The sequence below is a fragment of the Sodalis sp. dw_96 genome, assembly GCF_018449575.1.
Taxonomy (GTDB): Bacteria; Pseudomonadota; Gammaproteobacteria; order Enterobacterales; family Enterobacteriaceae; genus Acerihabitans.
The window spans coordinates 278,047-291,470 of sequence record NZ_JAAVUT010000002.1 but is presented as its reverse complement, the minus strand read 5'-3'; the positions used below and the strand labels follow the sequence as shown (position 1 = coordinate 291,470).

At 56.2% G+C, this 13,424-nt stretch carries 14 protein-coding genes; 9 read left to right on the top strand and 5 right to left on the bottom strand.

The features are described from left to right. Positions 1-198: 198 nt before the first annotated feature. The 4 genes from HB631_RS04430 to HB631_RS04415 form a co-directional block, all read right to left on the bottom strand. Positions 199-360, bottom strand: coding sequence for a hypothetical protein (locus HB631_RS04430; protein ID WP_213989932.1), 162 nt, complete (start codon positions 358-360; stop codon positions 199-201). A gap of 251 nt (positions 361-611) precedes the next feature. Continuing rightward, positions 612-1,202 carry a hypothetical protein gene (locus tag HB631_RS04425; RefSeq protein WP_213989931.1) on the bottom strand — a complete coding sequence of 197 codons (591 nt, stop codon included), beginning with the start codon at positions 1,200-1,202 and terminating at the stop codon, positions 612-614. A 432-nt stretch (positions 1,203-1,634) separates the two neighbouring features. Then, on the bottom strand, positions 1,635-2,417 hold the full coding sequence (locus HB631_RS04420) for an ABC transporter substrate-binding protein (protein ID WP_213989930.1): 783 nt from the start codon (positions 2,415-2,417) through the stop codon (positions 1,635-1,637). Positions 2,418-2,565: 148 nt separating this feature from the next. After that, positions 2,566-3,729, bottom strand: a complete 1,164-nt coding sequence (locus HB631_RS04415; protein WP_213989929.1) for a methionine aminotransferase — start codon at positions 3,727-3,729, stop codon at positions 2,566-2,568. A 380-nt stretch (positions 3,730-4,109) separates the two neighbouring features. On the opposite strand from HB631_RS04415, the gene HB631_RS04410 reads away from it, so the two are divergent. From HB631_RS04410 to ureG, 9 genes are all read left to right on the top strand, one after another. Continuing rightward, positions 4,110-5,051 (top strand): LysR substrate-binding domain-containing protein, encoded by a 942-nt coding sequence (locus tag HB631_RS04410; protein WP_213989928.1) that lies wholly within the window; start codon positions 4,110-4,112, stop codon positions 5,049-5,051. 312 nt (positions 5,052-5,363) lie between these two features. Continuing rightward, positions 5,364-6,320, top strand: coding sequence for an aldo/keto reductase (locus HB631_RS04405; RefSeq protein ID WP_213989927.1), 957 nt, complete (start codon positions 5,364-5,366; stop codon positions 6,318-6,320). Between the two features lie 54 nt (positions 6,321-6,374). Further along, a complete protein-coding gene (locus tag HB631_RS04400; protein WP_213989926.1) occupies positions 6,375-7,232 on the top strand; it encodes an urease accessory protein UreD in 858 nt (285 codons plus the stop codon). A 366-nt stretch (positions 7,233-7,598) separates the two neighbouring features. Next, positions 7,599-7,901, top strand: coding sequence for an urease subunit gamma (locus HB631_RS04395; RefSeq protein WP_132926938.1), 303 nt, complete (start codon positions 7,599-7,601; stop codon positions 7,899-7,901). A 13-nt stretch (positions 7,902-7,914) separates the two neighbouring features. Then, a complete protein-coding gene (locus HB631_RS04390) occupies positions 7,915-8,232 on the top strand; it encodes an urease subunit beta (RefSeq protein WP_213989925.1) in 318 nt (105 codons plus the stop codon). Continuing rightward, a complete protein-coding gene (ureC, locus tag HB631_RS04385) occupies positions 8,229-9,932 on the top strand; it encodes an urease subunit alpha (protein WP_213989924.1) in 1,704 nt (567 codons plus the stop codon). The genes HB631_RS04390 and ureC overlap by 4 nt, the downstream gene beginning before the upstream one ends. A 163-nt stretch (positions 9,933-10,095) precedes the next feature. Beyond that, positions 10,096-10,545, top strand: coding sequence for an urease accessory protein UreE (gene ureE, locus HB631_RS04380; RefSeq protein WP_213989923.1), 450 nt, complete (start codon positions 10,096-10,098; stop codon positions 10,543-10,545). Between the two features lies 1 nt (position 10,546). Next, on the top strand, positions 10,547-11,221 hold the full coding sequence (locus HB631_RS04375; protein WP_213990147.1) for an urease accessory UreF family protein: 675 nt from the start codon (positions 10,547-10,549) through the stop codon (positions 11,219-11,221). A 47-nt stretch (positions 11,222-11,268) separates the two neighbouring features. Then, positions 11,269-11,898 (top strand): urease accessory protein UreG, encoded by a 630-nt coding sequence (gene ureG / locus HB631_RS04370; protein WP_213990146.1) that lies wholly within the window; start codon positions 11,269-11,271, stop codon positions 11,896-11,898. A 17-nt stretch (positions 11,899-11,915) separates the two neighbouring features. On the opposite strand, the gene yegD is transcribed toward ureG, so the two are convergent. Next, positions 11,916-13,274 (bottom strand): molecular chaperone, encoded by a 1,359-nt coding sequence (gene yegD, locus HB631_RS04365; protein ID WP_213989922.1) that lies wholly within the window; start codon positions 13,272-13,274, stop codon positions 11,916-11,918. Positions 13,275-13,424: the final 150 nt, after the last annotated feature.

The following is a 13,424-nucleotide window of genomic DNA, read 5'->3' as shown; positions in this document are numbered from 1 at the left end:
GTCAGAAATAGGTCGGTAAATATGGAGGAAGTATGGAGGTACTGTCAGGGGGAGTGTTATTCTGTCATCGACGCGCCGCAACCGCTGACAAAGGCGTTTATTACCGGAACGGCGTGTTGTTTCGTCAACCGAACCGGTGGTCACGTTTTGGCTAATGGCTTCGCTTTCATCGTAGTATTATTTTGGCTTTGGTCGGTTCTAGGCGCTGATGGTTTCACTTTTCTGTTTGAGCAAATCATCAAATAATCTCTCGATTTTTTTCATTTGCTGCAAAAACTCACCCGGAGATAAAACATGTTGTTTACTGCTCATATAAGCTAAGGCCAGTTCTTTTGCCTGATAACGAGAGAATGTGTACATATTCCAGTCCTTATTAAATTTTGACATTAAATTCAGTAAGTTACAAATGAGTATGCTCATTCATATCAATGCCGACCCGCAAAAAATTCGCCATCGACTTTCATGTATCCATCCTAAGACACTTATTCCTTAACCGCAGGATTGTCGATGTGATCCCTCTTCCGTGCAGCAAATGTAAGATCAAAGGCATTTTTTTACTAACTGGTTATACAAATGGATTCGATTGCTGGAATATTACATTGATGATTGCATCACACTAATGATGGCAGCACATAGGCCGCGCGGGTTATGCATTTCAACTGGGTTAAATGCGAGATCAGGAGCCAACCTGTGGCTGCAGATGAGCGCATGGGAGGCGTAACCAGGTCTTCGATATGATAGACTTCTCCTAGAGAAATCACCCGTCTTCCTTGTAGATATCCCACCCCGATAATATGCCCTCCGGGCAGCTTGACGGATTTACTCTGCAGATAATAGGCATGATCATTTACTAAAACCGCAATGAAATGCTCTCCATATGCTGCTGATAGTGAATCCGGATAACGCTTTAATTCAGCTACGCAACCAAACAGCCGGTCGGCCTGCCGATCTTCATTAGCGATATGCTGTGGATTGAAAACGTTTCGATTGTAAAAATGCCAAAAAGACCTGGTGCGTTTTTTCCCGGCATTAGTCGGCCTGTATTGTTCTGTGAATAAAGTACTTTGTTCCGCGGTTATGCTGGTATTCCGGATGCAATAAGGCAACGGATGAGAGGGTGCTATATTATCTTCAGAATATTTTTCAGATGTATTGATTTTTGTGGGATATATTTCGAATGATAAAGAACTATTTCGTAGCATAATGTTGTCTCATGATTTCTAGAGAAAGCAATGATGATTTTTATGACAATTATTAATATATTTATTACGGATAAATTAATATTATGTCAATGTGACCAATATGAACTGTTTAATTTTTATTTTTTATAGGGAATGGATGAAAAAAGCAATGTTTAATGGCGGTAAATTTTTAAATAACAGCGATCTTCTGATGTAAGCGATCCTCCCATGAGATCGTGAAGCCAGCTTGGCCAGCATTGGGTTGATGTTAGTAAAATATCACAATTGTTTATATAAATCTGCCGGTGGGAAATAAATACATGCTATTAATAATTGCTGCCTTTGATGCTGAAAAGGGTATATACGCGACGCGCCATCAGCAAAAAAGGAGGATATGTACTCATCGCCAGGGTCGGGGACCGGCGATGGGTACCGGGCGAGATGGCCGGGGTATTATTGCGGCGCCGAGACGTCGATATCGCCGAAATACTTATGCGCCAGGGTTTTTATCGTGCCCTGCGCTTTTACTTTGGCGATAGCCGCGTTCAACTGCTGTTTCAGAGCGTCATCGCCCTTGCGGATACCGAAAGCAATGCCGCTGCCGAGAATTTTATCGTCGCTGACCGCATCTCCCACAAAGGTGAAGCCTTTACCCTGCGGCTGGGCCAGGAAACCGGACTGGCCGGCCGGCGCCAGCACCAGCGTGCTGTCCAACCGACCGGAGGTCAGATCCATATACACCTGGTTTTGATCCTGATAAGACACCACGTGGATGCCCTGCGGCGCCCAATGGGCATTGGCATAGGATTCCTGGATGGAGCCCTGCAGGACGCCGACGCTTTTGCCTTTCAGTCCTTCGGGGGTGGCGGTTAATCCGCTGTCGGCGAGGGCAATGAGTTTGGTCGGGACCCGGTAGATCACATCGGTAAAATCAATGGCCTGCTTGCGTTTCTCCGTGACGTTCATCGCCGAATTGATGGCGTCGAATTTACGGCCTTGCAGCGCCGGGATCAGACCGTCAAAGGAGGTATCCAGCCATTGGCATTTCGCCTTGGCGGCCTGGCATACGGCATTGCCCAAATCGATATCGAAGCCCTGCAATTCGCCGGTGGGGGATTTGGACTCAAATGGAGGATAAAGGGCTTCGAGGCCGAACCGGATCTTTCCTTCATCGGCCAAGGCCGGCAATACAGCTAATCCACAGGTAATGAGCACTAAGGCGGAAAATTTATTCATTTTAAATCCTGTTAAAAGTCAATGATCAATGATGAATGTGAAGCTGCTCCGCCAACCGAGGCGCGAGATGCGACACAGATTGTTTTTATTATGAAATGAGGCCCCGTTCCGACGAGGCCTTTTTACCTGGCCTAAAAATTGCGATTCCTCAGGCGTGGCGCCAGGCGCATAACCGTCGCGCGCCTTCCAGTAATGTTTCGTCGTCTTTGGCGAAGCTCAGCCTTAACATGCCGGTTTCGGTACCATCGCTGTAAAACGCCGACAGGGGGATAGACGACACTTTAGCATCCTGAATCAGTTGCACGACCATATCGTTGTCCTTCATGGAGGTAAAGTGACTAAAGCGCGCCAGCAGGAAAAAACTCCCTCCGCTTGGCATCACCTGGAAGGGGGAGGACGCCAGCGCCTGCGTCAGAAGATCCCGCTTGCGCTGGTAAAAGGCCGGCAGGCGCAGATAGCTTTCAGGGTTTTCCAGCGCCGTGGCAAAAGCGAATTGCATCGGCGTGTCGGCGGCAAACACCATAAACTGGTGCACTTTGCGGATCTCCCACATCAATTCCGCCGGCGCCAGGCAATAACCGACCCGCCAGCCGGTCACGCCGTAGGTCTTGCCGAAAGACGATACCACCACGCTGCGCGCCGCCAGAGTCGGATAGGCGGCCATGCTCCGGTGGGGCTGGCCGTCAAAGACCATGTGTTCATACACCTCATCGGAGAGAATCAGGATATCGGTATTGTCGGTCAGGGCCGTGAGCCGCCGGATATCCTCTTCGCTAAAAGCCATGCCGGTGGGGTTGTGGGGACTGTTGACGATGATCATCCGGGTGCGGGGCGTGACGGCCGCGGCCACCGCGTCCCAATCGATGCTCAGGTCGTCCAGGGACATTTTCACCGCTACCGGTACCGCCCCCTGCAAGCGGGTTATGGGGGAGTAGCTGTCAAAGGCCGGCTCAAAATAGATGACATCATCTCCAGGATGAACCAGAGCGCTGATGGCGCTGTACAATCCCTGACTGGCGCTGGCGAGAATGGTTATTTCCCGGGCCGGGTCATAATGCGCGCCATACAGCGTCGCCACTTTTTGCGCCAATGCTTCGCGCAGCGCGGGCAGGCCGGTCATCGCCGAATACTGATTATGTCCGGCGCGCATGGCTGCGGCGGTGTAATCCACCAGCAGGGGATCGCAATCGAAACTCGGCGAGCCGGCGGCGAGATTAACGGCATTATGCTCGGCGCTCAGCTGGCCGATAGTGGTAAAAATGGTGGTGCCGACATCAGGTAACTTAGAGCGGGCTGAAATAACGCTCTGCATGGGAGAGTTCCTCTATGAGTGCCGGCCGGGTTGTAATCCCCGGGGCAGCGCTATGTTTATGGGAAAGTTTACGGTAATGTTCACGGCAATGTTCACGGCAATGTTAAGGAGAGTGTTCAACGATTAAGCAACATAACCCGATGGCCGACAATTGATAATTCGTCATGGTTGCCATGTTGTACGATCATGGCGGCCGTGGCAGTATTACCCCGGAGCGGATGAACGGTTTCCCATGCGCTCCGATATCCCGGTTTGCATAGTGTGGATAACAGGCACGGTGTTCGGACTGGACCTTCCGAGCCAGCCGTTGCGCAGACGGTTAAATCAGCCGGGACCGGTGTGATCATCTTTGCAATAGAAAAATTATAGTGGGTATAACCATGGGTGCACTCCCTTCACTGGACGTATTAAAAACCTTCGTGGTTGTGGCGGAACAGCTGAACTTCACCCATGCGGCGCAGCGGTTGCATATCACTCAAGGGGCGGTCAGTCGGCAGATTGCCGGGCTGGAGCGGCATCTTGGGGCCGCGCTGTTTATCCGTTTGGCCCGGGGCCTGGCGTTAACCGAGCGTGGGGGCGCGTTATTGGCCCCGCTGCAGCAAGCCATCGGGCAAATCGATACCGCCCTGGCCGCGTTCAACGCCAAACCGGATACGCTGCGGGTAAAATGCCCCACCTGCGTTATGCGCTGGCTGCTGCCGCGGGTTATCCAATTGCAGGCCCAGCATCCGGAAATCGACATCGCGTTGACTACCGCCATTACCCACGGGGTGGATTTCAGCCATGAGCATTTCGACGCGGCGGTGCTGTATGGCCGCCCGGCGGATAAACAGCTGCGGGCCATCCATCTGTTCGATGAAGTGCTTACCCCGGTTTGCGTGCCGGAAATCTGGCGTGATAACGCCTCGATTACGGACGGGCTGGCGAATAAGACCCTGCTGCATCCCACCCGCGACCGGCGTGATTGGCTGGCATGGCTGAAGGCGGCCGGATGTGAGGCAATGCCGGCCACCAAAGCGCAGCATTTCGATACCCTCGATTTGGCCATGACCGCGGCCATTCAAGGATATGGCGTTGCCATCGGCGACCTGTGCCTGATTGAATATGAGCTGCAGGCCGGTCGTTTAATCGCGCCGTTTTCCCAATGCCTGCGAAGCGGCGCGGCCTATTATCTGGTCTTTCCAGAACACTCCGTGCTGTCTCCGGCCCTGGTGCTGCTGATGGAGTGGCTGCAGCAGGAAGCGCGGCACAGCCGCCGGCGCCAGCGGGATAATATGCCGGATGCCATGGCGCTTGATTCCATTGCGGGTAACACTTGGTAAAAGAGAAAAACACCCGCGGGCATATTAACGTTTTACACTTGGCAGGGATGTCTATGGAAATTGGAGCTTTTTGACAAAGTGCCTGGTCGAGACAGGCTGCTAGATCGTAAACACGCCGTGAACCCTTCCCTGGGGGCTCGATCCGCGCCATCCCTGGCGCGGGCGGTTTACTCTTCTAGCTGCCTGTCCGGCCTTATAGACTCAAAGTTCGTTTGCCAGCGGTGCCCCATAGGCACATGACGCTTTACATTGGGAGCGGATGTATCCCGCAATTCCTTCTCCCATACCAACATGATAGACCAAGGAGATAATATGAAAACCAGAATGCTGGGCCGTACAGGCATTGCCGTACCCGAACTTTGTTTCGGCGGCAACGTCTTCGGCTGGACCATTGACCAGGCCGCCTCCTTTCGTATCCTTGACGGGTTAGCGGAAAGGCGGCTGAATTTCATTGATACCGCCGATGTATATTCCGCCTGGGTCGACGGCAATCAGGGCGGCGAATCGGAGACCATCATCGGTCATTGGCTGAAAAAGACCGGCAAGCGCGACCAGATTATTCTTGCCACCAAAGTGGGCAAGCCGATGGGCAAAGGCAAAGAGGGACTGTCGGCCGCCTACATCAAACAGGCGGTAGAGGCGTCCCTGCGCCGGTTGCAAACCGACTATATCGATTTGTACCAGTCCCATTCCGATGATGAAACCGTGCCGCTGGAAGAGACCCTGGGCGCGTTCGACGCGTTAATCAAAGAGGGTAAAGTGCGGGCCATCGGGGCATCCAATTACAGCGGCGTGCGGCTGGCACAGGCGCTGCGCATCAGCGAGCAGAACGGCCTGGCGCGCTACGAAACCCTGCAACCGCAATATAACCTCTACGATCGCCAGGACTATGAACATGATTTGGAGCCTATCGTCACCGCCCACGGCGTCGGGGTTATTAACTACTACGCCCTGGCCAGCGGTTTTCTGTCCGGGAAATATCGCGCCAAAGAGGACGCCGCAAAAAGCAAACGGGGCGAGAAGGTCGTCAGCACCTATCTCAATACCCGCGGCCTGCGTATCCTGCACGCCCTGGATGCGGTGAGCGAGCGCTACCGGGCCACGCCGACCCAGGTGGCACTGGCCTGGCAGATACAGCGGCCCGGCATCACCGCGCCGATTGTCAGCGCAACCTCCCTCGAACAGCTGGATGAAGTGGCAAAGGCGTTAACACTCACCTTGCATGACGATGACTATGCTTTGCTTGAGCAGGCCAGCGCCTGGCGGTAAAACGTTTAAAACGTTCCTTTAAACCGTCTCTTTTAAAATCATGGTAAGGACGAAATGCATCCTGGCGCAGCGCACGATGATATCCCGGTGAATCAGGCAGCCGATAGCGAGGCAACCGGCTGGCTTGGTCGGCTGGACCTGACTTTTGCCCGGCGGAACCGGCGTACGGCGATGGTACGGTGCTCCCACAGCGGCCCCTTTACCGTACAGCGCGCGTTTTACCCGGAAGAGGATCACCCTCATGTTTACCTGCTGCACCCGCCGGGCGGTGTGGTGGGTGGCGATCGCCTTGAGCTGTCGGTGCGACTGGAACAGGGCAGCCATGCGGTACTGACCATGCCGGGGGCGACCAAATTTTACCGTAGCGCCGGAGCCGAAGCGCGATTAAGGCAAAAATTCCTGCTGGAGGAAGACAGCGTTCTGGAATGGCTGCCGCAGGGAAATATCTTTTTCCCCGCCGCCAATGTCGCGATAAACAGTGAATTTACGCTGCACGCGGGCGCGCGTCTGCTGGGATTCGAGACCCTTTGCCTGGGGCGTCCGGTGATGGGTGAAGCATTCGAACAAGGGCGATTAAATAGCCTGCTGCGTATTCACTGTCCCGGCTCGGCGGGGCTTTACGAGCGGCTGGAAATCCAAGGGGGCATGTTAAATAAACTGGCCGATTATCCCTTGGTGGGGACCTTTTTCGCCACGCCGGCCAGCGTGGAGATGCTGGATAAGGTCCGCGCGTTGCTCGCCCGCTTCAACCCGCCGGTTGCCGGCGCCACGCTGTTGGATACGCTGTTGATGGTGCGGCTGCTTGACGATGACAATCAGCGTTTGCAGGAGATTCTGCACGGGGTTTGGGCCCTGTTGAGGCCGCAGATGCTGGGGCGGGAGGCGGTGCCGCCGCGTATTTGGTCCACCTGAGGGAGTGGGATAGTCGGAGTTGATGAGCCTGGCAAATGCTTCCCGGATGTGTTTCGTCAGGCTTTTTGATTGAACTGTTCCTGAACGCTGCGCTTCAAGCTGGTGCGGATTTGCGCCGCTGTATCGTCATGGTGCGATGGATGATCCAATAAGGTGCGTTAAGGGACGGCGAGCGCCCGTTACCCCTGGCGTGATATTTGCAAAGCAAAGATTCGCGAAGAGCCGGCGTCCTTCCCCCTGACAACGTGGGTCTTGATGATACCCTGGCTATGCCACAATGGGCTGGAGCATGCTATGGTTTCGGGTAGGCTTTTGACCACAGGTTTTTCTCATAAAGCAAACGTTTGGGCGACTTAGGAGTGAGATATGGAACTGTCCCCGAGAGAAAAAGATAAATTGCTGCTGTTTACCGCGGCGTTACTGGCGGAACGCCGACGTGCCCGCGGCTTGAAACTCAACTATCCGGAAGCGGTGGCCCTGATAAGCGCGGCAATCCTTGAGGGCGCAAGGGATGGTTTGACGGTGGCCGAGCTGATGAGCGCCGGACGCGAGGTCCTGACCCGTGATGATGTGATGGAAGGGGTGCCGGAAATGATCCCCGATGTTCAGGTTGAGGCCACCTTTCCAGACGGAACCAAGTTGGTGACCGTTCATGATCCCATAATCTGACAGGATAATTATCATGATTCCAGGTGAAATGCGTATCGCGTCCGGCGATATCGAAATGAATGTCGGTCGCCCGAGAGTCTCGGTGACGGTGGCCAATCACGGCGATCGGCCGGTGCAGGTGGGTTCCCATTACCATTTTTTTGAAGTCAATCCGGCGCTGCATTTTGATCGCGGACCGACGCGGGGTTTTCGGCTGGATATCGCCGCCGGTACCGCGGTGCGCTTCGAACCGGGCCAGTCAAGGGATGTTGTGCTGGTGGCCTATGACGGACGGCGCGAGGTGTACGGCTTTCGCGGCGAAATAATGGGCAAGCTGGAGCCATCCTCATGAGCAAAATCTCACGGCGCGCTTATGCCGAAATGTTCGGTCCGACCCAGGGCGACAGAGTTCGGCTGGCGGATACCGAACTGTGGATTGAAGTGGAAAAAGATTTCACCGTTTACGGCGAAGAGGTGAAGTTCGGCGGCGGCAAGGTGATTCGCGACGGCATGGGCCAGGGGCAGATGACCTCGGCTTTTTGTGCCGATCTGGTGCTGACCAACGCGCTGATTATCGATCATTGGGGTATCGTGAAGGCGGATATCGGCGTCAAGGACGGCCGCATCATGGCTATCGGCAAAGCCGGCAATCCGGATGTGCAGCCGGGAGTGACCATCGCCATCGGTCCCGGTACCGAAGTGGTGGCGGCGGAAGGTAAAATCGTTACCGCCGGCGGTATTGACAGCCATATCCATTTTATTTGTCCCCAGCAGGTGGAAGAGGCCATTTGCTCCGGTGTGACCACCATGATTGGCGGCGGTACCGGGCCGGCCGCCGGCACCAATGCCACCACCTGTACGCCGGGGCCGTGGTATCTGGCGCGTATGCTGCAGGCGGCGGACGCGCTGCCGGTGAATATCGGCTTTACCGGCAAAGGCAACGCCTCCAGGCCCGAGGCCCTGGCGGAGCAGGTAGAGGCCGGCGCCATCGGGTTGAAGCTGCATGAGGACTGGGGCTCGACGCCGGCGGCCATAAACTGTTGCCTCGGGGTGGCGGATGAGTACGATGTTCAGGTGGCGATCCATACCGATACCCTGAATGAAGCGGGTTTCGTGGAAGATACCCTGGCGGCCATCGGCGATCGCACCATTCATACCTATCATACCGAAGGGGCCGGGGGCGGCCATGCGCCCGATATCATCCGGGTGTGCGGCTACGGCAATATCCTGCCGTCCTCCACCAATCCCACCATGCCCTATACCGTCAATACCATCGACGAACATCTTGATATGCTGATGGTCTGCCATCACCTGGATGCCGGTATCGCCGAAGACGTGGCCTTCGCCGAATCGCGCATCCGCCGTGAAACCATCGCCGCCGAAGATATCCTGCACGACCTGGGGGCGTTTTCCATGCTGTCGTCGGATTCCCAGGCCATGGGCCGGGTGGGGGAGGTTATCCTGCGAACCTGGCAGGCGGCCCATAAAATGAAGGTGCAGCGCGGTCCGCTGGCGCCGGATACCGAACGCAATGATAACTTCCGGGTAAAACGCTATATCGCCAAGTACACCATCAACCCGGCGATCACCCACGGCATCTCCCATGAGGTGGGTTCAATCGAACCGGGGAAGCTGGCGGATCTGGTGCTGTGGTCGCCGGCGTTTTTCGGCGTCAAACCGAGTTTGATCATTAAAGGCGGCATGATTGCCATGGCGCCGATGGGGGATGCCAACGCCTCGATTCCCACGCCGCAACCGGTGCATTACCGGCCGATGTTCGGCACGCTGGGCAATGCCCGCCACGCGACCCGTATGACCTTTTTATCCCAGGCGGCCTGCGGCAACGGGCTGGCCCAACGCCTGGGGCTGGCCAGCCTGATTGGCGAAGTGCGCGCATGCCGGCAGGTCAGAAAGGCCGATATGATCCATAATCATTGGCAGCCCACCATCGATGTGGATGCGCAGACCTACCAGGTGCGCGCCGACGGGCAGCTATTGGTGTGTGAACCGGCCAGCGTTCTGCCGATGGCGCAGCGATATTTCCTGTTTTAAAGGAAATTGTTCTAAGCGGTTTTTATTGATGCAGGCTGTTCCAAAAGAATTTTTACTATTGCGATATTCTTAATGCAGTCTGTTTTGATTCGGTCTTTTCAAAAGCAGCCTTTTTTAACGCGGTCTGTTTGATTCAGTCTTATTGATAAACCAGAGAACCCGGATGATAGTGTTAACGAAACGTCTCGATCACGCCCATGATACCACCGCCACCTTGACCATTGATCTGGATACCCGGTTGAAAAGCCGGGCGCAGGTGATGCTTGATGACGGCCGCGAGGCCGGTCTGATGTTGCCACGCGGGCAGATCCTGCGCGGCGGCGAGCTGTTGTCCACCGAGGACGGCACCGAAGTGGTGCGCATTATCGCCGCGGTGGAAACCGTCTCCACCGCCTATGCCGCCGCCCCGCTGCTGCTGGCGCGCCTGTGTTATCACCTGGGCAACCGCCATGTGCCGCTGCAAATCGAACAGGGCTGGGTGCGCTATCAGCATGATCACGTGCTGGATGACATGGCGCGCGGATTAGGGGCCAGCGTGAGCACCGAGCAGGCGCCGTTTGAGCCGGAGGCCGGCGCGTATCAAAGCGCGCCGCACGGGCATCATCATCACTGACATGCCGGACCTGGCGCTGCTGCGTCTATTGCAATTAATCAGCTCCAGCCTGCCGGTGGGGGGATTCACCTATTCCCAGGGGCTTGAATACGCGGTGGAAATTGGCTGGGTCGCCTCGGACACCGATTTTGTCCGCTGGCAGCAGCAGATAATCGAGGATACTCTTGGTCGTGTGGATTGGCCGGTCCTGATGCGTTTGTACCGCGCCTGTGATGCGGACGACAGCCGTGGCTTCGCTTACTGGAGCGATTTTTTACTGGCGAACCGGGAAACCGGCGAGCTGCGTGGCGAAGAAAAGCAGCGGGGGCAGGCCCTGTCCAGGTTAATCGCCGAATGGCCGGATTTGCCTTTCACTCCGCAGTGGCAACCGGCGGTGCGTCAATGCCAACTGGCGGGGTTCGCCTGGCTTGGATGCCGGTGGGGGATAACGCCTCAGGCGCTGGCGCTGGGTTATGGCTACAGTTGGCTCGAAAGCAGCGTTATGGCGGGGCTCAAGCTGGTGCCGTTCGGCCAGCAAAAAGCGCAAAGCCTGCTGCGCTCGCTCTCGGCCACCTTGCCCGAGGCGCTTGCTAGGGCCGTTACCCTTGAGGATGATGAATTAGGGGGGAGTTTTCCGCTGCAGGCCATTGCGTCGTCCTGTCATGAAACGCAGTATTCCCGCTTGTTCCGTTCCTGATGGTTCAAGACCGCTCATTGTTCGAATAACCCGTTTAGGAAAAGATGATGCAACAGTACAAACAGCCGTTACGTGTAGGGGTGGGCGGTCCGGTGGGATCCGGTAAAACCGCATTGCTGGAGGCGCTGTGTAAATCTCTGCGCCATCGTTATCAGCTGGCGGTGGTCACCAATGATATTTATACCAAGGAAGATCAGCGCATTTTAACCGAAGCCGGCGCCCTGGAGGCGGATCGTATCGTCGGTGTGGAAACCGGCGGCTGCCCCCACACCGCCATCCGTGAAGACGCCTCGATGAATCTGGCGGCGGTGGACGATTTGGCGAGAAAATTCGGTAACCTGGACATCATTTTTGTGGAAAGCGGCGGCGATAACCTCAGCGCCACCTTCAGTCCGGAGCTGGCGGACCTGACGATCTATGTGATTGATGTCGCCGAAGGGGAAAAAATTCCGCGCAAAGGCGGCCCGGGCATCACCAAATCAGATTTCCTGGTGATCAATAAAATCGATTTGGCGCCATATGTGGGCGCCTCCCTGGAAGTGATGAAATCGGATACCGACCGGATGCGCCCGCATCGGCCCTGGGCATTTACCAACCTCAAGACCGGTGAAGGACTGGAAACGCTGATAGCCTTTATCCTCAAACAGGGAATGCTTGCCGACAGCCCGGCGGCATAAGCCCGGGCGGCACGGGATTATTGGGCAAATTGCCGCTGCCCCCAGCGTGCCAAACCGGCGGTGACCGAACCGAAATCATCGCCGCCGGTGAGGGGAATGCCCGGCAGGCTGCGTTCCACCGCCGCGCGCAGCAGGGGAGAACGCGCGCTGCCGCCGGTGAGATAGACCACATCCGGACGCGGCGCGCCGCTTTGCGCCAATACTTCATCCACCTGCTGGGCAATCCGGTTCATCGGCTGCCGAATGGCTTCCTCCAGCTCTGTCCGGCTGATGGTGACTTCCATGCCGCCACGGATAAAATCCAGCGGCGCCACCGTGCTGGGATCGGAGGAGAGGGCGATTTTGCTCTGTTCGGCGCTGCGCACCAAACGGTAGCTCAATCGCTGCCGATACACCTGCAACAGCCCGCGCAGGCGATCAGGATCGGCGGCCCCCAGCATCAGTTCGCGCAGAAAGCGCCCGTTGGCGGTGCTGTAAAACTCGCTTTGCGCCGGGATATCATTGATGGCCACCGCTTGCCAAAAGGGCAACGCCGGCAGCGCCAGTCCCTTGGTGGTCATGCCCCCCATACCGATGCTCGGCGTCAGGTGTTTAAACGCCAGCATGATATCCAGATCGTTACCGCCGACCCGGCAACCGCTATGCCCCAGCAGGCTTTGGCGGCGGTCCCGCTGTTTAAGCCACTCCGGTCCCATCAACAGTAACGAACAGTCGGTGGTCCCCCCGCCGATATCCACCACCAGGACGATTTTTTCCTCCACCAGGGTGGCTTCGAAGTCAAGACCCGCCGCCACCGGCTCAAACTGAAACGCGACGTCGGAAAACCCGGCGCGTGTGGCGGCGCGTTGCAATATGCCCTGCGCCTGCCGGTTGGATTCTTCTCCGCCGGTGCCCTGGAAGTTCACCGGCCGGCCGATCATGGCCTGGTGGATGGGGGCCGATAGCACCGTCTCAGCCTGTTTTTTGATGTGGCACATCATGGCGCAGACCAAATCCTCAAACAGGGCGATTTGCTGCGATTTGAGGCCGTTGGCACCCAGGAAGGACTTCGGTGATTTTACAAAATAAACATCTTCCGGGTCAGCGATGTAATTGGCCAGCGCGCGTTGGCCGAATTGCAGACTTTGATCGGTGAGGATGATATCGTCCTCGCGATTGGCGTTAATTGCCCGGCGCAGCAATTGCTGGTTCTCATCGCTGCCGGCGGGCACCTGCCAGAAGCGGTGCAGGTATTCACTCACCGCGTCCCGCGTTGGCGAGCATAACATTGACGCCATATAAGGCGAGGCGCCTTCCAACGGCAGCAAGCGCGGCGTTGAACCCTCCATCACCGCCACTGAACAATTGGCGGTGCCGTAATCGAATCCGATAAACATTATCATCTCCCCATGCCAATGAGGCGGCAAACTTTACAATAATGTAGCAAGGCAGGCAATGGATAACGGCTTATGGCGGCAAATTCTGCTGGGCGGAAATGCGTCAACATTATAAAGAGGGGGAATCCTCGGCACCCGATAGAAGGGGGT

Bases quoted from the DNA above. Each gene is read 5' to 3' on its own strand.
- HB631_RS04410 (WP_213989928.1), top strand. From the start codon at position 4,110: ATGGGTGCACTCCCTTCACTGGACGTATTAAAAACCTTCGTGGTTGTG.
- HB631_RS04390 (WP_213989925.1), top strand. From the start codon at position 7,915: ATGATTCCAGGTGAAATGCGTATCGCGTCCGGCGATATCGAAATGAAT.
- HB631_RS04420 (WP_213989930.1), bottom strand. From the start codon at position 2,417: ATGAATAAATTTTCCGCCTTAGTGCTCATTACCTGTGGATTAGCTGTA.
- HB631_RS04415 (WP_213989929.1), bottom strand. From the start codon at position 3,729: ATGCAGAGCGTTATTTCAGCCCGCTCTAAGTTACCTGATGTCGGCACC.
- HB631_RS04430 (WP_213989932.1), bottom strand. From the start codon at position 360: ATGTACACATTCTCTCGTTATCAGGCAAAAGAACTGGCCTTAGCTTAT.
- HB631_RS04375 (WP_213990147.1), top strand. From the start codon at position 10,547: ATGCCGGACCTGGCGCTGCTGCGTCTATTGCAATTAATCAGCTCCAGC.
- ureE (WP_213989923.1), top strand. From the start codon at position 10,096: ATGATAGTGTTAACGAAACGTCTCGATCACGCCCATGATACCACCGCC.
- ureG (WP_213990146.1), top strand. From the start codon at position 11,269: ATGCAACAGTACAAACAGCCGTTACGTGTAGGGGTGGGCGGTCCGGTG.
- ureC (WP_213989924.1), top strand. From the start codon at position 8,229: ATGAGCAAAATCTCACGGCGCGCTTATGCCGAAATGTTCGGTCCGACC.
- HB631_RS04400 (WP_213989926.1), top strand. From the start codon at position 6,375: ATGCATCCTGGCGCAGCGCACGATGATATCCCGGTGAATCAGGCAGCC.
- HB631_RS04395 (WP_132926938.1), top strand. From the start codon at position 7,599: ATGGAACTGTCCCCGAGAGAAAAAGATAAATTGCTGCTGTTTACCGCG.
- HB631_RS04425 (WP_213989931.1), bottom strand. From the start codon at position 1,202: ATGCTACGAAATAGTTCTTTATCATTCGAAATATATCCCACAAAAATC.
- HB631_RS04405 (WP_213989927.1), top strand. From the start codon at position 5,364: ATGAAAACCAGAATGCTGGGCCGTACAGGCATTGCCGTACCCGAACTT.
- yegD (WP_213989922.1), bottom strand. From the start codon at position 13,274: ATGTTTATCGGATTCGATTACGGCACCGCCAATTGTTCAGTGGCGGTG.